At 53.2% G+C, this 22,506-nt stretch carries 13 protein-coding genes and 1 riboswitch; of the genes, 11 read left to right on the forward strand and 2 right to left on the reverse strand.

What is annotated here, in order from left to right; all coding sequences use genetic code 11:
- The first annotated feature begins 7 nt into the window (after window positions 1-7).
- From EYB31_RS37810 to EYB31_RS37825, 4 genes are all read left to right on the forward strand, one after another.
- Window positions 8-1,162: a glucose-1-phosphate adenylyltransferase gene (locus EYB31_RS37810; RefSeq protein WP_131018795.1), complete on the forward strand. Its 1,155-nt coding sequence runs from the start codon at window positions 8-10 to the stop codon at window positions 1,160-1,162.
- A 6-nt stretch (window positions 1,163-1,168) separates the two neighbouring features.
- Window positions 1,169-2,278: a glucose-1-phosphate adenylyltransferase subunit GlgD gene (gene glgD, locus EYB31_RS37815; protein WP_131018796.1), complete on the forward strand. Its 1,110-nt coding sequence runs from the start codon at window positions 1,169-1,171 to the stop codon at window positions 2,276-2,278.
- A gap of 94 nt (window positions 2,279-2,372) precedes the next feature.
- The gene (gene glgA, locus EYB31_RS37820) at window positions 2,373-3,803 is read left to right on the forward strand and encodes a glycogen synthase GlgA (protein ID WP_131018797.1); all 1,431 of its coding nucleotides are present in this window, start codon (window positions 2,373-2,375) and stop codon (window positions 3,801-3,803) included.
- Window positions 3,804-3,857: 54 nt separating this feature from the next.
- On the forward strand, window positions 3,858-4,199 hold the full coding sequence (locus EYB31_RS37825) for a hypothetical protein (RefSeq protein ID WP_131018798.1): 342 nt from the start codon (window positions 3,858-3,860) through the stop codon (window positions 4,197-4,199).
- A gap of 242 nt (window positions 4,200-4,441) precedes the next feature.
- Here EYB31_RS37825 and EYB31_RS37830 read toward each other — a convergent pair whose 3' ends face one another.
- Window positions 4,442-4,930 carry a PCYCGC motif-containing (lipo)protein gene (locus tag EYB31_RS37830; protein ID WP_131018799.1) on the reverse strand — a complete coding sequence of 163 codons (489 nt, stop codon included), beginning with the start codon at window positions 4,928-4,930 and terminating at the stop codon, window positions 4,442-4,444.
- Window positions 4,931-5,106: 176 nt separating this feature from the next.
- Between EYB31_RS37830 and EYB31_RS37835 the strand changes: the two genes are divergently transcribed.
- Together EYB31_RS37835 and EYB31_RS37840 are read left to right on the forward strand one after the other, a co-directional pair.
- Complete coding sequence (locus EYB31_RS37835; RefSeq protein ID WP_131018800.1) at window positions 5,107-6,870, forward strand: methyl-accepting chemotaxis protein; 1,764 nt, start codon at window positions 5,107-5,109, stop codon at window positions 6,868-6,870.
- Between the two features lie 154 nt (window positions 6,871-7,024).
- Window positions 7,025-7,675, forward strand: a complete 651-nt coding sequence (locus tag EYB31_RS37840; protein ID WP_131018801.1) for a hypothetical protein — start codon at window positions 7,025-7,027, stop codon at window positions 7,673-7,675.
- A gap of 98 nt (window positions 7,676-7,773) precedes the next feature.
- On the opposite strand, the gene EYB31_RS37845 is transcribed toward EYB31_RS37840, so the two are convergent.
- Entirely contained in the window at window positions 7,774-8,340 is a 567-nt protein-coding gene (locus tag EYB31_RS37845) for a GbsR/MarR family transcriptional regulator (RefSeq protein WP_131018802.1), read from the reverse strand.
- Window positions 8,341-8,526: 186 nt separating this feature from the next.
- A riboswitch (cyclic di-AMP (ydaO/yuaA leader) is annotated at window positions 8,527-8,673 on the forward strand.
- A 162-nt stretch (window positions 8,674-8,835) separates the two neighbouring features.
- Between EYB31_RS37845 and EYB31_RS37850 the strand changes: the two genes are divergently transcribed.
- The 5 genes from EYB31_RS37850 (at window position 8,836) to EYB31_RS37870 (ending at window position 22,477) form a co-directional block, all read left to right on the forward strand.
- Window positions 8,836-9,936 (forward strand): ABC transporter ATP-binding protein, encoded by a 1,101-nt coding sequence (locus EYB31_RS37850; RefSeq protein ID WP_131018818.1) that lies wholly within the window; start codon window positions 8,836-8,838, stop codon window positions 9,934-9,936.
- Window positions 9,933-10,583, forward strand: a complete 651-nt coding sequence (locus EYB31_RS37855; protein WP_131018803.1) for an ABC transporter permease — start codon at window positions 9,933-9,935, stop codon at window positions 10,581-10,583. The genes EYB31_RS37850 and EYB31_RS37855 overlap by 4 nt, the downstream gene beginning before the upstream one ends.
- Before the next feature lie 24 nt (window positions 10,584-10,607).
- The gene (locus tag EYB31_RS37860) at window positions 10,608-11,522 is read left to right on the forward strand and encodes an ABC transporter substrate-binding protein (protein WP_240763205.1); all 915 of its coding nucleotides are present in this window, start codon (window positions 10,608-10,610) and stop codon (window positions 11,520-11,522) included.
- A gap of 208 nt (window positions 11,523-11,730) precedes the next feature.
- Window positions 11,731-14,076: a response regulator gene (locus EYB31_RS37865; protein WP_165452820.1), complete on the forward strand. Its 2,346-nt coding sequence runs from the start codon at window positions 11,731-11,733 to the stop codon at window positions 14,074-14,076.
- Window positions 14,077-14,233: 157 nt separating this feature from the next.
- A complete protein-coding gene (locus tag EYB31_RS37870; RefSeq protein WP_131018805.1) occupies window positions 14,234-22,477 on the forward strand; it encodes a GH36-type glycosyl hydrolase domain-containing protein in 8,244 nt (2,747 codons plus the stop codon).
- The last annotated feature ends 29 nt before the right edge of the window (window positions 22,478-22,506 follow it).

Below are 22,506 nucleotides of genomic sequence, written 5' to 3' on the forward strand. Positions count from 1 at the left end.
GTTCTCGATGCGCAGTAAACAATGTGTAGCCATGCTGCTTGCAGGCGGCGAAGGAAGAAGACTCGGCCAGCTGACCAAAAATTTGGCGAAACCCGCCGTTCATTTTGGCGGCAAATACCGGATTATCGATTTTACGCTTAGCAATTGCACCAACTCCGGCATCGATACGGTCGGCGTGCTGACCCAATACCAGCCGCTTGTGCTGAATTCTTATATCGGGATCGGCACCCCATGGGACTTGGACCGCAAAAACGGCGGCGTCTCCGTGCTGCCTCCATTCGTCGAGCAGGGCGGAGGAGACTGGTATCAAGGAACGGCCAACGCCATTTACCGCAACATCCCTTTTATCGAGCAGTACAATCCGGAATATGTGTTAGTCATATCCGGAGATCACATATATAAGATGGACTATGATTTGATGCTGGATTTTCATAAGCGCAAGGGAGCGGAAGCGACAATCGCCGTCATTGAGGTCAAATGGGAGGAAGCAAGCCGCTTTGGCATCATGAGCACGGACGACGATGACCGGATTATCGAATTCGCCGAGAAACCGAAGGAACCGAAGAGCAATTTGGCGTCGATGGGCATTTATATTTTTAATTGGGCTACGCTGAAGTCGTATCTGGTCAAAGATGAGGAAAATGCGCAATCCAGCAAAGATTTCGGCAAAGACGTCATTCCCCACATGCTGCGCGACCAAATCGGTCTGTACGCTTACCCGTTTCAAGGTTACTGGAAAGATGTCGGTACGATTGAAAGCTTGTGGGAAGCGAATATGGACCTGCTCGAGAACGAACCGGACTTTAATCTGAACGACCGCAGCTGGCGTATCTATTCGGTAAACTATTGCCAGCCCGGCCAGTACATTGCGCCTCAAGCGCTAGTGCGGCGTTCTTTGGTTAACGAAGGCTGCTGCGTGTTTGGCGATGTCGACCATTCGGTACTGTTCTACGGCGTGGAAACGGGCGAGGGCAGTATCGTCAAAGACTCGGTCATCATGCCCGGTGTATCCATCGGCAAAAACGCCCGGATCTATAAGGCGATTATCGGCGAAGGCACGGTCGTCGACGATGGCGTCACGATCGGCAATCCGGACGGCAGCGGGGACATTATTTTGATCGGCGGAAACGAACATATCAGCTTGACGACGGCGAAAGGGTGAGTAAACATGAGACGATTAATGGGTGTTATCAATTTGGTTAACGAACCGGACGATTTGGAGGAATTGACGTATCACCGCTGCTTGGCGTCCGTACCGTTCGGCGCAAGATACCGGCTGATCGATTTTCCGCTCTCCAACATGGTTAATTCCGGCATTGAGAACGTAGCCTTGTTTACTCAGCACAAATACCGCTCGCTGATGGACCATCTCGGATCGGGAAAAGAATGGGATCTCGACCGTAAACGGGGCGGCTTGTTCCTGCTGCCCGCCGTGCTTCACGAAACGACCGGCATGGCCCGCGGCGACTTGTTCCAGTTCTACAGCCACCGCGATTACTTCTATCGGGGCAAAGAAGAGTATGTCGTCATTTCCCGCAGCCATGTCGTCTGCAACATCGATTTCAACAAGGTGCTGGATTACCATCTGGATCATACTGCCGACATTACTGTCGTGTACAAAAAAGCGGAGAACGACGAAGGCGGCAAGTTCCGCCGGCTGGCGGTTAAAGAGAGCGGCCAGGTCACGCTGATGGAAGACCATACGGGCCGGCTGCGCACGGATAATGTCTCAATGGAAATGTTCATAATGAGCAAGGAGCTGCTGCTGGATATGGTGGAATCTTGCTTGGCGCAAGGCTACGATCATCTCGTCCGCGACGGCATCATGAAAAATATCGACAAGCTGAGTGTGTACGGTTATCTTCATGAAGGCCATTCGGCTATTGTCAATACGATTCAAAGCTACTACAAACACAGCATGCAATTGCTGAACCCGCGCATCTGGCGGGAGCTGTTCTTTCAGAAGAACCTGGTCTACACCAAGGTCAAGGACGAACCTCCGGCCAAATATTTGGACAGCGCGGCGGCGCGGAATTCGCTGATCGCCAACGGCTGCGTCATCGAAGGGAAAGTGGAGAACAGCATCTTGTTCCGCGGCGTGAAAATACGCAAGGGCGCTTATGTGAAAAACAGCATCATTTTGCAAAACTGCGAAATCGAAGAAAATGTCATCATCGAAAATTCGATTCTTGACAAAGACGTCTTTATCAGCCGGGGCCGCGTGCTTACGGGCGACAACAAGGCGCCGTTCATCGCTTCCAAGACCAAGGTGATTTAAAGCATTGTAGGTTCTTGCAACCTACTTGTTGCTGAAAGCCGACTTTTTGAACTCGCACTTAAATATAGAGAACAAATCGGGGGAGTGGAAGCAGATGAAAATCTTATTTGCAGCATCAGAAGCGGTGCCTTTTATCAAAACGGGCGGACTTGCCGACGTGATCGGCTCGCTGCCGAAAGAGCTGGCCAAGCTGGGGGCGGATGTGTATGTGATCCTGCCTAAATACGGGGACATTCCGTCCCAGTATACCGAGCAGATGGAAACGGTAGCCGAGTTTCAAATCGAATTGGGCTGGCGCACATTGTATTGCGGCATTCAAAGCTTGCGTTATGAAGGAACGACCTTCTATTTCATCGACAACGAATTTTATTACCGCCGCCAAGGCTGCTACGGTTACGGGGACGATGCGGAACGGTTCGCCTTCTACTGCAAGGCTGTGCTTGAATCGCTGCAGCATATCGATTTGCTGCCTGACATCATCCACTGCCACGATTGGCAGGCCGGCATGATCCCGGTTCTGCTGAAGGCGCATTACAGCTGGCAAGAGCCATATCGGCACATTAAAACGATGTTTACGATTCATAACTTGAAATATCAAGGTGTTTTTGGCAAAGAACAATTGAAGGACTTCTTTTCTTTGGGCGATGAGCATTTCACGGGGACCGCTTTGGAAATCCATGGCGGAGCCAGTTTCTTGAAGGGCGGATTAAATTATTCGGACGTAATGACCACTGTCAGTCCGTCATATGCCGAGGAAATACAAACCCCGTATTACGGAGAAAACATGGACAGCTTGCTGCGAAGCCAATCGCACCGGCTGCACGGCATCGTCAACGGCATCGATTATCAGGAGTGGGACCCGATGACGGATGTTCACATCGAGGTCAACTACCGGGATTCCTTCAGCAAGAAGCTGCAAAACAAGATGAAACTTCAGGAGCGGCTTGGACTTCCGGTCAACAAGCAGGTGCCGCTCATCGCGCTGGTGACACGTCTTGTCGACCAGAAAGGGCTGGATCTGATTGACGGTGTGATCCATCAATTGCTGTCGATTGATGCGCAATGGGTGATTCTTGGCACGGGCGAATCCAAATTCGAACAAATGTTCCGCTGGGCGGCCAGCAGTTTTCCCGAGAAGGTGTCGGCGAATATCCTGTTTGATGAGGCGCTGGCCCATCAGATCTATGCGGGATCGGATTTGTTCCTGATGCCTTCCAAATTCGAGCCGTGCGGGATCGGCCAAATGATCGCCATGAGGTACCGCTCCGTTCCGATCGTCAGGGAAACGGGAGGTTTGCGCGACACGGTACAGGCCTACAACGAGGAAACCGGGGAAGGCACCGGCTTTAGCTTCGCTTATTACAATGCCCACGACATGCTGCATACCGTATATAGAGCCGTAGCGTATTATCAGGATGCGGATTTATGGACGGCGATCTTAAACAATATCAAAAAGAAAGATTTCAGCTGGCGTAAATCCGCTTCCGCTTATATGGCGCTGTACGAGCAGACAACCGGCGTATAGAGCCGCGCCAATTTGGGGAAATTAATGGAAACCCAAATTGGATGAGGTGAGCGTATGCCCATGCTTCGCATGTTTGGCATGATGCTGGTTTGTATAGCGGTGTTAGCGGCCTGCGGAGGAGCCAGCAAGGCCAAATCCGGCAGCGGCGGTTCCGGAGGGGGCGGTAATGGAAACATCATCGACCAGGAATCGGAGTTCCATTTGAAAACGCTGCAGGATATTCATCAATACAAGCAAAAGCAGGAAAAAAAGATTGAGCAGGAAAATAAGAAGAAACAGCAGCAGTATGAACAGCAAGGGGAAAAAGAGCAACAAAACGGGAGTAATAAGCAAGGTGGAAAAGAACAGCAGACCAGCAATAATAAACAAGGAAGTCAACAGCAAAGCGGGCAATGAAGCCAGCGCATAAAAAGACGCCGCCAAAAGCTGCATACGCAGTTCTTTGGCGGCGTCTTCGCACGAATTTGGGAGTGCCGCCCTTGGGGGACGGTGGCCACTGCAAAAGCGAACGCTGGCGCTTCTCCAGCATGATTTCGCTCACTCTGCTGCTTTTTCAGGGGTCCCGCAGAGATGGGCTCCTTTTTTTGTGTTAAGAGGGCTGCTTTTTTTATGCGCAAAGAGCATTAAAGGGCCGACAGTTAGACGGGCATTGGCGTATTCGTTGGTTTGGCATACCCTTTTTGATATGTCGCGTCGATGAACTGGCGGATTTCTTTGGCCGATTTCCCGTCCTGCTTGAGCTTGGCGGCGGTTACCGCAATTTCCATGCAGGTAACGCAGCGGGTTCCGTGGTCGTCCCAGACAACCGAGCCGTCAGGCAATACTTCCTTGATAAAGCAGTTTTGATTGCTCTGATGTCCTGCGCTTTCACCGCACCCGCAATAACAGGGCATCCATTTTAACATATCGGTATTTTGGGCGGCAAGCTGATACACCAGCCGAATTTCATCTTTTTGGTTTTTCAAAAAATCAGGCATCGCTTGAAGTGAAACGGTTTTCTCCTGCAAGTCCCCGCCGGGCGTCCGGTGAACGTGTTGTACGCCGGCTGTGGAATCGGGCTTACCGCAAGCGCTTAACGCTGCGGAGAGGAACAGGATGGAAGTGAACAAGGCAAGACGTTTTTTCATGACACACCCCATAAGCAGAACATTTATCTATATTATACCATAGTGGTGTATTGTATAAGTGTTTCAAATTTAAGAATTTTCGTCCGGTGAAGAGGGGAATGGAAAATTGTGTCGAAAACATTAAAAGAACGTCGGATTATGCACACAGAAGCTACTAAAGGGGTCTGATAGCAGGTATGAAAGGGATTCATTGGATCAGGAAGCAGCTGGCGCTGCGAATCGCTATGGTGGTAGTGGCGGTTATTTTCATCTTGTCAGCGGGATACGTCTATTTGCAGATCAGTAATATCAAAACAGCGGCTCAAGGCGTCATCACAAGTTACGGCACAAGGATGGCGGGCAGTTACGGCAAGCAAATGAATGTAGGGAAGCTGGAACCGTTTTTGAAAAATCCGAAAGAAGACGATACGTATTGGGCGATTCGGCAGGAGCTGAATGTATTCCGCGAGCAAATCGGAGCATTGTACGTTTATATAGTCAGAATCGACGATAACCGGCGTCCTCTTATCATCATTGACGGTCAACCGAAAGATTCGCCATCGGCTTCTCCGATCAATGAGGTTACGGACATTCCGGATGAGGCGGTCAGTTTGTTGTTGAAAGGGGAGGCCACCAGCTCCCAAGTGATCGATAACCCGCAGTATGGTAAATACATTTCCTCGTATACACCGCTGAAGGGAGCGGATGGGTCGGTCATAGGCGTGCTGGGCATCGATACGGAAGCGGCGGTTATCGATTCGATATCCGGGCAAATCATTAAGGAAAGCGTTTTATATTATGTACTGATGTTTGTGATGACGGTTATCGGGCTTGCGTTAATCACTTGGGTGCTCATTCGTGCACTGAAACCTTTGAAATGGATCGTTTCCGGCACGGAAAACATAGCTCGAGGCGAATTGGCTAAAGCAAACCGCCTGCTTTCGGAGCATCCGGTGCGTTCCGCTGATGAAATCGGGGCTGTATACCGCGCCGTCGCACAAATGTCCGTTAACCTCAATGAGATGATCGGCGGTGTTGTCGCCCATGTATCGAAGACGTCCGACCAGCTCGTTCAGTCTTCGGACTCATTTGCTTCCGAAGCGAAACAAGTGCTGGATATGAACATTAAAGCCAACCAGGTCGTCAGCCGTGTGTCCGAAGGCGCTTTAGTGCAAAGCCAGAGCACGGAAGAAAGCAGCCGGGCGATGGATGAGATCGCAACGGCGATCCAACGAATTTCGGAGGCTTCGCTGTCTGCTTCCGACGCTTCATCCAAAGCGCTGGACAATGCCGAGAGCGGCAAGGAGACGATCCGCCAAATGAATTTGCAAATCCGCGCGATTGCATCGGCGGCACAAGAAGCCGGTGCAAGGGTAGCCGTTCTGCAAAGCCATTCCCGCGAAATTGAATATGCGCTTTCGGGAATTTCTGAAATCGCCAACCAGACGAAACTGCTGGCGCTTAACGCTTCGATTGAAGCGGCACGAGCCGGCGAACACGGAGCCGGGTTCGCTGTTGTTGCGGGCGAGGTAAGGAAACTTGCGGAAAGCGCGGCAGCTTCTGCGGAAGCGATCGGAGATTTGCTGCGCAAGGTAGGCGGCGAGTCCAGCCGCATCAGCGAAGCGATGCAAAGCGGAGCCGAGGAGATTCAGACGGGAACCGTTTTATCCGAAAAAGCCGAGCGTTATCTCGTTCAAATTGTGGAGAATTTTGGTTATGTCACAGAGCAAATTCACGATATTTCTTCCGCATCGGAACAAATATCGGCAGGAACGGAAGAAGTTGCGGCTTCCGTAGGAGAAATCGCACATATCGCAAAATCTTCCTCCGAACAGACCGAGCAAATCCGCGAACTGACGGACGCACAGCTCCATTCGGTGCAGCATATGGCCGACTCCGCCGCGCAGCTGTCAGGTATGACTCACGATATGCGGGAAGCTATTAAACAGATTAAAGTGTAGGCCAAGCGGCATCCGGCGATTCTAGCAAATTGCCTTGTCCAAAAAATTATGCTAATCGCCAATGTCTCTTTACTCATACTTGTTCGATAGAATCGGAATATGATGGGGATGTAGCTAGTTCTCTAGTTTACACAACAGACAAGGAGGAGATTACATGCCCGTAATTCCGATTCAGAGGATTACAAGCAGGACTACAAATGTCGTCGGAGCAGCCAATAGAGCAACTGCAATTGCCAGCGTATTGGCCAACCAGCCAGGCAATACCGTCAATGTATCCGGAGCATATCCCAATTGGCCGTCGCTGACGCCATACACCAATGACAACAATACCTCTTTTAGTGGGATTACCCCGCCGCAAACCATATGGACGGTCAATCCGCCGCTTCCCGGGACTACCCAAGGTTTTGCAGTTAGGTCGGTTAGCATTCCGTTATCAGTTAGCTTACTGGGCGCCGATTTTGTTTTTAACGTCGCCGTATTTGCGGATAATGCCCACAATTTGCAGATTCAAGCATACAATGCCGTGTCGCTGGAATTGTTCACTATGTCCAACCTGAACGTTATTTTAAATGACGGCTCCTTGGCGCTGGATTCGTCTTTTACTACGGATTCGACCAAACCTTACAATTGGCAGCAGGTGAGATATTATACAATCACCGGCAGCACGGGGGCCATTGCGGTAGCACTCGGAGTCTTTTTTGTTATATCGTTTGAGGTTGCCAACTATGATACCAACAAGGGCTTAAATACGGCGGGTCTTTCGTTTGTTACCGATATTTATGGAGCGGACATCGTTGTCGGCTAATTTCTGTCCAACCGCTTTCTGTCCAACCGCATAAAAAGATCGCCGTTCCTTGGCCGCTAGGCTGAAGGGAACGGCGTTTTTTTTGGCGGATGCCAGCGTTACTCTTTGCCAGGAGTGGGACCGGTGGCGGAATCGTTTATTTTGGGGATAAAATCAAATATTTCGTGAGTCTCGAAGCTGTGAACCAGCTTTTCGAGCCAGCGGTAATAGTCGAGAGCGTTGTTTAACTTGGCTATATCTTGCGACGCGAGGTCTTTGACCGCGGATTCCGCCGCCGGATCCTCCGACAGCTGCTCCAGTTCTTTTAAAGATTGACGGATGGCATCCATGTTCATTTTTATCGCTTTGCGCCATTGATTGGAGAAATAGTCAAAAAAGCATTGATGCCAATCGTCTTCGGCTTTGTAGAGATCTTTCCGCTCTCCCTTGACCCATACTTTCTCCAGCATCTTCAGATCGGAGAGCAGCTTAACGCCTACGCTCATACTCGTTTTGCTCATGCCAAGCGATTGCATCATCTGTTCGAGAGTCATCGGCCCATCGTTAAAATAAATGGTTCCGTACAATCGGCCGATGGAAGGGGTCACACCATATAAATCCATATTTTTCGCGACAGAATCGATAACCCGTTCCCGCGCTTTCTCAACACGCATCATGCCGTCCATATTGGCCCCTCATCTCTCAAGTAAATAAACAATTCATATTATACAAATCCAGATATAAATAGCAAGAAAAATAAACGGACGAATAAAAAAATGGAAACCGATGTGAAAATAACTATTTGTACGGTATTTACTGTACAAAGTGTATGTGTTATAATTAGGACATCATAAATACTCTTATATGGCACATTAATTACAATGCTTAATTCCTAACAACCGTTAGGAAGCGGGGGAACCACGTTTTGGGGCGAATCGGAAGTGCAGCATATACTTCAGTAGGGAACCATCTATCCCGAGTCCGTCAGCTAACCTCGTCAGCGCAGGATGGGTCTAATTCAATGATGATAGAAACAGAATTGGCCCGGGGATAGAGGGTCTTTTTTTGTCTTGGACCCAAGATTGCTTGGGTCTTTTTCTGTTTTTTTATCGCCGAAATAGGGTGAGGAGGAGAGTGATGCTGATTTGAACAATGCCGTAGAGTTTCAAAATGTAAGCAAAATGTACGGCGACAAAACGATTATCGAAGGACTGAACCTGCGTATTCCCGCAGGAAAAATCGTCGTTTTCGTCGGTCCGTCGGGCTGTGGGAAAACGACCACCTTAAAAATGATCAACCGGTTGATTGAACCGACTTCCGGGGTCATTTTGCTGAACGGTCAGGATGTGCTGAAGCAAGACAAAGTGGAGGTGCGCCGTTCCATCGGTTATGTGATCCAGCAGATCGGTTTGTTCCCGCATATGACGATTGCCGAGAACATCGCGCTGGTGCCGCGGCTGAGCAACCGCAAAGCGGGCATCGATATCGCGAAGACGGACCGGATGCTGCGGATGGTCGGTCTCGATCCCGATACGTATCGCGACCGTTATCCGTCGGAGCTGTCTGGAGGTCAGCAGCAGCGAATCGGCGTGGCGCGCGCGCTGATGAGCGATCCCCCGATTATCCTCATGGATGAGCCTTTCTCCGCGCTTGACCCGATCACACGCGAGCAGCTTCAGGACGAATTGATCCGGCTCAACGAAGATGTGCACAAAACGATTGTGTTTGTCACCCACGATATGGACGAAGCGCTGAAAATCGCCGATGAAATCGTCATTATGCAGGCGGGGAAGGTCGTTCAGCAGGGAAGTCCGGAGCAAATCTTGCGCCATCCGGCCAATCCGTTCGTCAGAGAGTTTCTCGGAGAAAAGCGGCTTACGCCGCACCTGTCTTTGGTCGTCGACGACGTGATGCTGAAGCAGCCGGTGAAAATCGATCCGCGCAAAGGGCTGGCCGAAGCGATTCAAGTGATGCAGAACCGCAAAGTAACCGGCATTATCGTTACCGATAAAAACGACAACTATTTGGGGGTTGTGGATACGACGGACATTTACGCCAAATACAGCGAAGAATCGCTGTCGATCGGCGATGTGATGCGTAAAAATGCCGTAACGGTGCTTTCCGGCTCTGCGCTGCTGGAGGCGATTCCGCTGGTGCAGCAGGCTCCATTCGGATTTGTTCCGGTCATTGACGCTCAAGAGAGGCTGAAGGGGCTGCTGACTAGAGGCAGCTTGGTTGACGTGCTCGCCAAACCTTATTTGGAGGAGGTGAAAAGCGAATGAGCGAGTTAATCAGGGTCATTGCCGACCGCTGGACAGACATTGTCGCCGCTACGGGACAACATATCGTTTTGGCGTTAACCGCGATTTTTTGGGCTGTGCTGATTTCCTTGCCGATAGGGATCGCCTTGACCCGTTACCGCAAGCTGGCGGGTCCGGTGCTGGCTGTCGCTTCGATTTTGCAGACGATCCCAAGTTTGGCGCTGCTTGGCTTCATGATCCCGCTGTTTGGCATCGGATCGCTGCCGGCGGTAATTGCGATGATTTTGTACGCGCTGCTGCCGATTATGCGCAATACGTACACGGGGATCCGCGATGTGAATCCGTCTCTGCTGGAAGCGGGCAAAGGGATGGGCATGACCGGATTTCAACTGCTTACCATGGTGAAGCTGCCGCTGGCCCGGCCGATGATTTTTGCCGGCATCCGCACGGCTACCGTGATGACGATCGGTGTGGCGACGCTAGCTTCGTTTATCGGCGGCGGGGGCTTAGGGGATCTGATTTTAAGAGGCATCGCGATGACCGATACCGGCATTATTTTGGCGGGGGCCATTCCTGCGGCGCTGCTGGCGATCCTGTTCGATATGCTGCTGGCTTCCCTGGATCTGAAGCTGACGCCCAAAGGACTTAGAGTGAGTAAACAACATTAAACAAATTATTGAGGAGCTGGTTGTGTGAAGAATGGAACGCCGAAAGCAATTTTGATAGGGGCTATGTGCATCGTGCTGGCCGTCATGGCCGGGTGTTCGATCCCGTCAAGTTCAAAAGCGTCCGATACCGTTACCGTTTTGGGAAAAGATTTTACAGAACAAGACATCCTGGCCAATATCGTTAGCATCATGATTGCGAAAAACACCGATTTGAAAGTGAATACGAAAGCCTTTTTGGGCGGCACCGACGTTGTGTTCAAAGCCTTGAATTCGGGCGACGGCGACGTTTATGTGGAATATACCGGCACTGGGCTGGTCAACATTATGGGCGAGGAGGTCATCACCGACCCCGACAAAGCCTATGAGAAAGTCAAAGAAGAGTTTCCGAAGAAATACAACATCGAATGGCTGAAGCCGATTGGCTTTAACAACACCTATGCGATTGCGGTCCAAGCCGAAACTGCGCAAAAGTACAACCTCAAAACCGTTTCCGATCTGAAGGCGCATGCCGGAGACATCGTATTTGGGACGGAGCAGGAGTTTTTGGAGCGGGACGACGGCTTGAAGGGCTTGCTCAAAACGTACGACCTGTCTTTTAAAGATGTGAAAGCAATGGCAGTCGGCCTTAAATACCAGGCGCTCACTTCAGGCAAAGTGAATGCGATGGACGCCTTTACGACCGACGGGCTTTTAATAAAAAATCAGCTGGTGCTGCTGGAAGACGACAAGCACTTTTTCCCGCCGTATTATGCGGCTCCGATCGTAAGAAGCGACACGCTCAAAAAACATCCGGAAATCGGGCAGGTGCTGAACCAGCTGGCCGGAAAAATCGACGAGAAAGCGATGGCCGAGCTGAACGCGAAGGTCGATGAAGAGAAGAGAAAAGCAAAAGACGTCGCCGAAGAATGGCTGACAACAAACGGACTGATTAAATCATAATATGACCTGAAGCGACCGCTTCCCATCAAGGGAGCGGTCGTTTTTATGCAAATCTTTCGGATGGAATATGAAAAAAGGATTGTGATATTGATAGGGTGTCATTATACTGAACTTTGTATGATTATGTAATTTTTTCATGACATTTAATAGATAAAGTGCCAAGTAAAGAGAGGAATGCGAAGTGGAGCATATTCATGGTTCTTATGACATGGTGTTGGTAGTATTTTCGTACGTAGTGGCGGTAACGGCTTCTTACACCGTTCTTGACTTGGCTGGAAGGGTCAGCGCGGCGGAAGGAACAAACCGCTTGTTATGGCTTTTATTTGGCGCGGTAGCGATGGGGATGGGGATCTGGTCGATGCATTTTGTAGGGATGCTGGCGTTTACGCTCCCTGTGCCTGTAGCCTACGATCTTATGTATGTGCTGGCATCGGTCATTGCGGCGATTGTTGCTTCTTTTATCGCGCTTAATGTGGTTGGCCGCAACCGCTTATCGCTGCCGAAACTGCTTGGCGGCGGACTGCTGCTGGCAACCGGGATAGCGGCCATGCATTATATCGGGATGGCGGCTATGCAAATCGATATCGTATACGATCCGCTGTTGTTTGCGCTTTCGATTGTCATTGCGATTGTAGCTTCGATTGCCGCGTTGTGGCTCGCTTTTTATTTTCGCAAGGGCGGCGACCGCGGAGAGATATGGAAAAAGCTGGGGAGCGGGCTGATCATGGGCGCCGCGGTTGTGGGCATGCATTTTACGGGCATGGCGGCGGCCCAATTTCATATGGGCGGGAAATCGGCGTTATCCTCCGGCATGATGCTGGATCACAAATGGCTCGCTTATTTTATCGCGGGCGGCACCTTATTTACGCTGGGCCTGTCTTTGCTGGGCATCTTTGTTTCCAAAAAAATCTCCTCCAAAGATTCGGAAATCCAGGAAAAAACAAATGAAATTTATTTCATTAACCAGGAATTGCGCCGCATGAACGATCATCTGGAAGAATTGGTCAAGGAGCGGACGGAGCAGCTGGAAAAAGCGCATGACGAAGCGATTAAAGCCAATATGATCAAAAGCCAGTTTCTGGCCAATATGAGCCACGAATTAAGGACGCCGCTGAATGCCATTATCGGTTACAGCGAAATGCTGACCGAAGAAGCCGAAGATCTCGGCGAACCGACGTTTGTCGAGGATCTTGGGAAAATCAGCAAGGCCGGCAAACACCTTTTGTCGCTGATTAACGACATTTTGGATATTTCCAAAATCGAAGCCGGCAAAATGGATATGTATTTCGAAACGTGCAGCTTGGACGAGATGATTCAGGAAGTGGTGACCACAGTCCAACCTCTGGTTGAAGCCAACGGAAACCGGCTGGACATATCGGCAGCGGCGGGCGAGATGACAACCGATGTGACCAAGCTGCGGCAAATATTGATGAACCTGCTCAGCAATGCAAGCAAATTCACGAAAGAAGGAACTATATTTTTCCACGTGCATCAGGAACAGAGGGACAGCAAGATGGGGTATTGCTTCAGCATCAGGGACACGGGAATCGGAATGACGCCGGAGCAGGTCGATAAGCTGTTTCAGCCGTTTACCCAGGCGGATTCGTCGACTACGCGCAAATACGGGGGGACCGGTCTTGGACTGGCGATCAGCCAGCGGTTCTGCCAAATTATGGGCGGGGACATTCGGGTAACGAGCGAGCCAGGGTTGGGCAGCACGTTTACCTGCTGGCTCCCGGTTGCGCCGCCGGAACAAGGTGAACCTGCGGTTGCGCCGGTTTTATCTCACGATTATGAAAAAGACAGCCATGTGAGCATCCTGCTTATCGATGACGAGCCGTTTAATCAGCAGCTGATGAAACGGTATCTTGCCGGCGAAGGCTGGACGCTCGCCTTTGCCGAAAGCGGGGCGATTGGTCTGGAACTGGCGAAGAAACTCAGGCCCAAGGTCATATGCCTTGATATTTTGATGCCGGGCATGGACGGTTGGAGTGTGCTGTCTTCGCTAAAAAACGATCCGGAGCTTAAAGACATTCCGGTAGTGATCTGGTCGATGACGAACGACAAAAGTTTAGGTTACTCGCTGGGCGCTTCGGAGTTTTTGACGAAACCGGTACAGCGGGAGCGGCTGATCGAGATGATGAACAAATATGTGGAGAATCGGGCCGACCATCCGGTTCTGGTCATTGAAGACGATGCGGTGACCAGCGAGCTGATGACCAAGCTGCTGAAAAAAGAAGGATACGCGGTGCGTCAGGCTGCAAATGGCCGGGCTGCGCTGGAAAGTATCGGGAAAGTAACGCCAAAGCTGATATTGCTTGATTTAATGATGCCGGAGATGGACGGCTTTCAATTCGTTGCGGAGCTGCGGAAAAACGAAGAATGGAGCCATATCCCGATTATCGTTGTGACGGCTAAAACAATTACTGCGGAGGACCGTTTGAAATTAAACGGTTATGTCAAAGGGGTTGTGCAGAAAGGTTCGTTTGATCATCGCACATTGTTATCGGATATAGGGCGGTTCGTAGCGGTTGCTTCCGAACGGGAGAGCTGAGAAACAGCCGGTAAATACAAGAAGATGAAGATACCTCTAGGGGTATCTTTTTTGTTTTCAATTTATTGAAATTGAAAAAAGGATGCATGTTTCCCGACCAGACGCTGCAAAATAAGGAGAAATAAACCAACAGCATTCAGGAGGGCTGCGGACTTTTATGGAACTACTTAAGCAAAAAGCCCATGAACTTGCCTTAACCGACGATTCGCGGATCAACCGAAGAGCTTCCAGGCGAATATTGCGTACATTCAATCAGGATGTACAAGTCATAGATCAGTTTATTGACAGTTTGCACGATTGCAGCGCTGCGTGCTCCCAGCAAGCCGAAGCGTGGCTGCTCGACCACGCGGGGTTTCTTACAGAACAAGCGCTGGTTGTAAAAGACCAGCTAAGCGGCCCCTTGCTGGGCAAGCTGCCGGTCTTGAAAAAAACCGGCGAACCGCGGCTTATGCCGTTATGCGCCGAATATTTTGCCCATACGGAATGGGTGTGGCAGGATGAAGACCTGGTTGCTTACCTCAAGCATTTTCAAAGCGTTACAGTGCTCACGCAGGCGGAAGTGTACGCCTTGCCTCTTGTGTTGCGCATCGTCTTGTTCCGCCGGCTGGCTGAGCTGGTAGAGCAAATTCGCGAGCGGCGAGAAGCATGTTTTGCCGTTGAGCGTATCTTTTCCAAGTGGAAGCCGGACGGTGACGATGATCTATCGGAACTGCGCAGTCTGCTGGCCGGCGAGGGCTGGGATTTGCCGTTATCGGGACCGAAAATGGTTCATCTGCTCAGCCATTTGCGGGAATGGGAATATGACGCCGCGGCATTGCGCGAATGGCTAGCCTTCCAGTTCGATAACGGCGCGGACGAGCTGGAGCATATCCAAACCTACGAGTACCGGCTGCAGGCCGGCTACAACATGCAGGTCGGAAATCTGATCAGCAGCATGCGGGGCATGGAGCGCTGGAATTGGCGGATTTCGTTCGACCGGTTAAATCGGGTCGACCATATTTTACGCGAGGAACATGCCGGACTTTATCCGCAGCTGGATGAGGCCAGCCGGGAGCTGCTGCGCAAGCAGGTCGAACGGCTGGCATGGGCCTGCCGGGTTCCGGAAAGTTATGCAGCCGAGCTGGCCGTGGAGCTGGCCGCCAAGTTCCAGGTTCCTTCCCAAGCTGCAAATAGGGCTGAAGAAGCCGCTGAAGGTCCGGAGCCGGGGGATCAAGTAGAGGAATCTTATCGGGCGCGTTATGCCGCATATTATTTGTTGGAACCTCAAGGTATCGCTCGCTTGCGCAAGGAACTTGCCGCATTCAGGAGGCAAGATGCGACAAGCGGAGAATATGATAACGACGGCAATACGAGGGCAACCGCTTATTTTGGCATGTTATTTTCCGGTATGGCCGTTGTATGGCTGGCGCTTACGATATGGATGGGTTATGGCATTACCGATCATCCGCTTCAGTGGCTGGCGGTTTTGGCCGCTTGCTTATTTCCGGCCAGCGAGTGGGGCGTTACCGCCGCCCATTGGATGATTGGGTACCGCTATAAGCCGCTTCCTCTGCTGCGCAGTGAATTTCTTGACGGCATCCCGGACCAGGCGGCAACGATGGTTGTTGTTCCGGTCATTTGGTCATCGGCGGATGAAGTGGATGAGATCATGGACCGTTTGGAGCTGCACTATACGGCCAACCACGATCCGCATATCCGTTTTGCCGTGCTGAGCGATTACACCGATGCCGCGGCGGAGCGCGGACCGGGCGACGAAGCCCTCACAGCGGCTGCGAAACAGCGGATTGAAGCGCTCAATCGCAAATATGCCAATCAAGGGGAAGACATCTTTTATTGGCTGCACCGCCGCAGAGTGTGGAACCCATGCGAAAATACGTGGATGGGCTGGGAGCGTAAACGCGGGAAACTGGTGGAGTTTGTCGAGCTGCTGCGGGGCCGTCAAGACACGAGTTTTGAAACGGTGGTCGGCGACCGCCGCGTGTTCTCCCGAATCCGTTACGTCATTACGCTGGATGCGGACACCCAGCTTCCGCTTGGAGCGGCCCGCCAAATGATCGCCGCGATGCACGTTCCTTACAATCGTCCCCGTTTCAACGGAAAAGGGACGCGGGTGATCGAAGGATACGGCGTGCTGCAGCCGCGTATCGCTACCAGCTATAAAGGCGCGCTGCGTTCCCGGCTTGCTTTGTTATGGTCGGGGGCGCCGGGAATCGACTCCTATTCCTTTGCCGTATCGGACCCATACCAGGACAGCATCGGCGTGGGGATTTTTACCGGTAAAGGAATTTTCGACGTCGATGTATTCGCCCGGTTATTGTGCGAACGGATACCCGAGAACCGGGTGCTGAGCCACGATCTGCTGGAAGGCGGTTTTATGCGGGCCGGATTGCTCGCGGATATGGAGCTGCGGGACGAGCAGCCGGCGACGTTTGCCTCATTCCAGAAAAGGCTGCATCGCTGGGTCCGCGGGGATTGGCAATTGCTCTGCTGGCTGCTTCCGCGGGTCTGCGACCGGAATGGGACATCCGTTCCGGTCGATTTGTCCGCTGTGACGCGTTGGCAAATCATCGACAACTTGCGGCGGAGCTTGATGCCGCCGATTTTATTTCTATTGCTGCTGCTGGGTTGGACGGTGCTGCCCGGCTCGAGCGGCCGCTGGCTGCTGCTTATTTTGATAACCTGGTTTTTGCCGGCCATTCGTTACGTGCTTTCGCTGCGGCAGCTTTGGTCCAACCCGCGCGGGCTGGCGGAGGTCGGAAAGCAATGTTTGCTGCTGCTGGCCGCTTGGCCGTACCAGAGCATTCTGATGATCGACGCGATTGTCAGAACCGTATACCGTTTATCCGTGTCCAAAAGCCGCCTGCTCGAGTGGGTCAGCTCCGCTGAAGTGGAGCGAAGCAACCGGAAAGGCAAACAGCCGATTCTTCTCGGCATGAGGGGAGGTTATACGGCGATTGCGCTTTTCGCAATTGCCACTGCCTTTCAGCCTACGGCCGGACTACGTCTGATTGGCTTGATTGTCGCCTTGTATTTGGCGGCGGCTCCCGCGCTGGTCAAACGGTTGAACTCGCCGGTGGCGTGGGAAGAGGAACGGTTGGACGAATCCGAACAAGGCGAACTGCGCAGGCTGGCCGGACAAATATGGCACTTCTTTGAAGACAGCGTTACGGAGCAGGAGCATTGGCTGCCTCCCGACAACGTGCAGATGGACCCGCCTAACGGCATCGCACACCGCACCTCGCCGACGAACATCGGCTTGTATCTAGCTTCTGTGCTGGCTGCAAGGGATTTACAGCTTATTGATACTCCGGGGTTGATCCTGCGTCTGGACCGCACCGTCAAGACGATGGAAAACCTCGACTCGTGGCGCGGACATCTCTACAACTGGATCGACACCCGCACGCTTCAGGTGCTGCATCCGCGGTACGTTTCGACCGTAGATTCGGGCAATCTGATTTGCAGCCTGGTGGCCGTTAAGGAAGGTTTGGCGGAGTGGCTGGAGAAAGCCGACGATCTTCAGGATGCGGAAACCAGATCGCGCGGCGAACGTTTGCTAACGCGTATCGATGCGTTTATCGAGCGGACGGATTTTACGCCGCTGTATGAACCGGCTTCGCAGTTGTTTACGATTGGTTACGACGTCTCGCAGGAACGGAAAGATTCGGGATTGTACGATTTGATGGCTTCGGAATCGCGGCAAACCAGCTTTATTGCGATCGCCTTGGGGCAGGTTCCGGTAACGCATTGGCAGAAGCTCGGCCGCACCATGACCCGTCTGGAGCGGAAGCTGGCGTTAGTTTCCTGGTCGGGGACGATGTTTGAATATTTGATGCCTTGCTTATTTATGAAAACATACCGGAAAACGTTGTGGAGCGAAACATGCGAGTCCGTCGTGAAGCGCCAGATCGATTATATGCGGCAGCGGGAACTGCCCTTTGGCGTGTCGGAGTCCGGTTATTACGCTTTCGATTTTCAAATGAACTACCAATACCGGGCGTTTGGCGTGCCGGGGCTCGGCTTTCAGAGGGGGCTGGAAAGCGAAGAGGTAGTCAGCCCTTATGCTTCGATATTGGCGCTGCCTTTTGCCAAAAAATCCGTGCTGGGTAATATGCGCAAGCTGGAGGATATCGGCGCCCGCGGCGATTACGGCTTTTATGAGGCTGTAGATTTCACGTCCAATCGTTTGCCTAACGGGGAGAAATATCAAATCATCAACAGTTTTATGGCCCATCACCAGGGCATGAGTTTTCTTGCGATTGTCAATGAGCTGCATGGCGGGATCATGACCGAACGGTTTCACCGCGATAAGCGGGTGCAGGCTGCCGAGCCGCTGCTTCAGGAGCGGATTCCGGCGGCCGTGCGGACGGTGCGCAATCCGGCCGCAGTGTGCCGGACAAGGCCGCACGAGCCGGCGGAGCCAACACGGGATGTGTCGGTGCGGGAGTTTTTGCGCCCGGGCCGTCCGCTGCCTGCCATTGAACTCGGCGTTCTGTCCAACGGGAGGATGACAACGATGGTGACCGACAGCGGGAGCGGGTTTATCCATTACGGCAAAACGGCGGTTACACGCTGGAAAGAAGACCCGGTCAAAGATGAAGACGGATGTTTTTTCTATATTCGGGATGTGATGGACGATCGCGTATGGTCGCCGTCCTATCTGCCTTGCCGGGTTCCTTCGTCAGCAGGGCAGGTATCGTTTGGCTTGGACCGCATCACCTTCACCCGCGAAGACCGCGGCATCCGCACACAGCTGGATATCATCGTATCTTCGGACAGCAATGCCGATATTCGGAGATTGACGATGAAAAACAACGGCTCGGAAAAACGGATTTTGGAGGTCACGACGTACGCGGAAATTGTTCTTGCCCAGCCGATTGCCGATGAGTCTCATCCCGCCTTCAGCAAGTTGTTTGTCGAAACCGAATACGCCAAGGAAGCGGGCTGCTTGCTCGCCCGCCGCAGACCGCGGCAGGAAGGCGATGAACCGCTGTGGGCAGCCCACGCCTTGGTGCCGCAGCATCCTGCGTTAGGCGCGGCGGAGATCGAAACGGACCGGTCGGCGTTTATCGGACGGGGCTACACCCGTGCCAATCCGCAGACGCTCCATTCCCGGCTGAAGGGAACGGTGGGCGCGGTAACCGACCCGATTTTCGCCATGCGGTATCGCATCGCCATTGAACCCGGGGAAGAGGCTCAGCTGTATGCAGTCACTTGCGCGGGTCATTCCAAGGAAGAAGTGCTTGGCATGGCCGCTCCCTTCACCGCGGCCCGTCCGGTTGAGCACGCTTTTCAGCTGGCCTGGATCCGCAATCGCATCGAGCTGCGCCATCTGCGCTTGTCCACAGCGGATGCCGCCGAATTTCAGCGGCTTGCCGGCAAGCTGCTGCTGCGATCGCCGTCCGGCGACGAGCGAAAGCGGGATGTGGCCGCAAACATCAACGGCCAATCCGATTTATGGCCGCATGGCATATCGGGGGACCGGCCGATCCTGCTTGTCCGCATCAAACATCAGGAGTTTGTCCCTTTTATCGTCAAGCTGCTTACCGGATGCGATTATTTGCAGCGTATGGGTGTCGTGTTTGATCTTGTGCTGCTTAACGAATCCGAAGGAGGTTATCATCAGGAGCTCCAGGATGCACTGCAGCGCGTGGTGGAGAGCGGATACCGGCAGGATGGCGGCAATGTGCGCGTGCTTAACAGCAGGGTCATCTCGCAAGAGGTGAGGACGCTGCTTCTGTCCGTGGCGCATCTTGATCTGCGAGCCGACGGCCGCAGCCTGAAATCGCAGCTGAGGTTTTCCCGCAAGGATGCGGAGCTGCCGGAAGCTTTTGCGCCTGCGGCTTTGTCACAAGAGGAGACGGAACGGAGAAATGCGGAGGATATCGTCATTCGCGAGAGCGGCTCGGCGGAGCGGCTGCAATTTTTTAACGGTTGGGGCGGCTTTACCCAGGATGGTCGGGAATACCGGATTCAACTGAAGCGTGATCATCCGCTGCCCGCGCCTTGGATTAACGTGCTGGCGAATCCTCATTTCGGCTGCCTTGTTTCGGAACGGGGAACCGGCTACACCTGGTGGCGCAACAGCCGGGAATGCAAGCTGACTCCGTGGTCCAACGACCCGGTGCTTGATCCGCCCGGCGAAATGGGCTATTTCCGCGACGAAGAAAGTGGTGAATGGTGGACGGTGTACCCTACGGATTCATCGTCATCCAGCGGATTTGAGGTCGCCCATGCACGCGGGTATTCCCGCTTCAGCCATGTAAACGGCGGAATCCGGCATGAAGCCGGCATTTGCGTAGCACCCGACGATCCGTTAAAAGTGATAGAAATCCGTGTGCGCAACACATCGGCCCGCAAGAGAAAACTGAGCTTCACCTATTATGCGGAATGGGTGCTTGGCGTTCGCCGGGAACAAAATACGGCGATGATTGTGACGGAGTGGGACGACCGTTCTCAGACGCTGCAGGCTCATAATACGTACCAAGAGCATTTCCGCGGCGCAACGGCTTTCTTAGGCATTCATACGGCCAAGTCCGGGGCGGATGCGAACAAGGGAACAGACCGGCAGCCGGAGGGGCAAGGCGACGTGTCATGGACAAGCGACCGTCGGGAGTTTATCGGGCGGGGCGGGTCGGCAGACCGGCCCGATGCGCTGTGCCGAACCCGGCTGTCGAAACAAACCGGAGCCGGAAGCGACTCTTGCGGCGCCGTCCAGCTCCCGTTCGAGCTGGAAGCGGGGGAAGAACTCCGCGTGTATGTGACGCTTGGCTGCGAAGCTTCCAAGGAGGAGGCGACGGCATTGGCGCAAGCGTACCGCGATGCCGCGCGGTGCCGTTCCGCTTTTGAACGGACGGAGCAGCGGTGGGATGACATTGCCGGGCAAATCGAAGTATCGACGCCAAATGCCGAGATGGACCTGCTGCTGAACGGATGGCTTATTTATCAATCGCTCGGATGCCGGATGTGGGCCCGATCCGGGTTCTACCAAGCCGGCGGCGCCTACGGCTTCCGCGATCAGCTGCAGGACTCGCTTTCGCTGCTGCATACGCGCCCTGATCTGACGCGGGAGCAAATCCTGCTGCATGCCGCCCATCAATATGAAGAAGGGGACGTCCAGCATTGGTGGCATGAGGAGACAGAACGCGGCATCCGCACATTGTTCTCGGACGATTATCTATGGCTTCCGTATGCGGTCGGCCGTTATATGGAGCATACGGAAGACGGATCGATATTGGACGAACAAGTGCCTTATTTGCACAGCGGCGCGCTGCGCGACGGGGAACATGAACGTTACGAACAAACGGTGGTCTCACCTAATAGCGGCTCCTTGTACGAGCACTGCTTGCGCACATTGGACCGCTCCATGCAGCAGCTTGGAGAACATGGGCTGCCGCTGATGGGCATCGGAGACTGGAACGACGGCATGAGCCGGATCGGGGCGGACGGCCGCGGCGAAAGCGTCTGGCTGGCCTGGTTTATCGGCGAAGTGCTCGGCAGGTTCGAGGCCATATGCCGGGAGCGCGGCGAACCGGAACGCTCGGAACGGTACCGCAATTACCGCGAACAGCTGGCGGCGGCGGCCAATCAGCACGGCTGGGACGGCCGCTGGTACAGGCGGGCCTTCACCGATGCGGGGCAATGGATCGGCTCCGTCGGCAATGATGAATGCCGCATCGACGCGATCGCGCAATCGTGGTCGATTATCAGCGGCGGCGCGCCGGCCGATCGATCCATATCGGCAATGGAGTCGTTCGACCGCGAGCTGGTGGACCGCAGCTTGTCCGTGGCCAAGCTGCTTGATCCGCCGTTTGACCGGATGTCGCCGAGTCCCGGCTATATTCAAGGTTATCCGCCGGGTATACGCGAGAACGGCGGCCAATATACGCATGGCGTCATCTGGAGTATTATCGCCTGGTGCATGTTAAGCAACGGGGATAAAGCGTCGGAGCTGTTTCACTTATTAAATCCGATCTCCCATACATCCACGGCGAAGGAGGTTCGGCGTTATCAGGGAGAACCGTACGCCATGGCTGCGGATGTGTACACGGCCTCGCCTCACGAAGGAAAAGCGGGCTGGACATGGTACACCGGCGCGGCCGGCTGGATGTATCAAGCGGGAATCGAATGGATTCTCGGGCTGCAGCGCAGAGGATCGCGCCTGTGGATTCGCCCGTGCTTGCCGGGGGATTGGCCGGGTTATTCGGTACGTTACAAGTTTGGCAACACGTTGTATGTGATCAAGGTTCGCAAGGAAAATGCAACCGGCCCTTCCGTCACCGGCGCCGATCGCGGGAAAATTGCGGAGGCATATGTCGATCTGATTGACGATGGCGGACTGCACGAGCTCGAATTCACCATCAGCGGCAAGGCGGAGCAACACGCCGCTCTGCTGAATGTATAAGCGCAACTTTAACGATAAAGCATGGTATC

The organism is Paenibacillus thalictri, from assembly GCF_004307995.1.
Classification (GTDB): Bacteria; Bacillota; Bacilli; order Paenibacillales; family NBRC-103111; genus Paenibacillus_AF; species Paenibacillus_AF thalictri.

Bases quoted from the DNA above. Each gene is read 5' to 3' on its own strand.
- EYB31_RS37855 (WP_131018803.1), top strand. From the start codon at position 9,933: ATGAGCGAGTTAATCAGGGTCATTGCCGACCGCTGGACAGACATTGTC.
- EYB31_RS37845 (WP_131018802.1), bottom strand. From the start codon at position 8,340: ATGGACGGCATGATGCGTGTTGAGAAAGCGCGGGAACGGGTTATCGAT.
- EYB31_RS37835 (WP_131018800.1), top strand. From the start codon at position 5,107: ATGAAAGGGATTCATTGGATCAGGAAGCAGCTGGCGCTGCGAATCGCT.
- glgD (WP_131018796.1), top strand. From the start codon at position 1,169: ATGAGACGATTAATGGGTGTTATCAATTTGGTTAACGAACCGGACGAT.
- EYB31_RS37810 (WP_131018795.1), top strand. From the start codon at position 8: ATGCGCAGTAAACAATGTGTAGCCATGCTGCTTGCAGGCGGCGAAGGA.
- EYB31_RS37865 (WP_165452820.1), top strand. From the start codon at position 11,731: ATGGTGTTGGTAGTATTTTCGTACGTAGTGGCGGTAACGGCTTCTTAC.
- glgA (WP_131018797.1), top strand. From the start codon at position 2,373: ATGAAAATCTTATTTGCAGCATCAGAAGCGGTGCCTTTTATCAAAACG.
- EYB31_RS37830 (WP_131018799.1), bottom strand. From the start codon at position 4,930: ATGAAAAAACGTCTTGCCTTGTTCACTTCCATCCTGTTCCTCTCCGCA.
- EYB31_RS37870 (WP_131018805.1), top strand. From the start codon at position 14,234: ATGGAACTACTTAAGCAAAAAGCCCATGAACTTGCCTTAACCGACGAT.
- EYB31_RS37840 (WP_131018801.1), top strand. From the start codon at position 7,025: ATGCCCGTAATTCCGATTCAGAGGATTACAAGCAGGACTACAAATGTC.
- EYB31_RS37825 (WP_131018798.1), top strand. From the start codon at position 3,858: ATGCCCATGCTTCGCATGTTTGGCATGATGCTGGTTTGTATAGCGGTG.
- EYB31_RS37850 (WP_131018818.1), top strand. From the start codon at position 8,836: ATGTACGGCGACAAAACGATTATCGAAGGACTGAACCTGCGTATTCCC.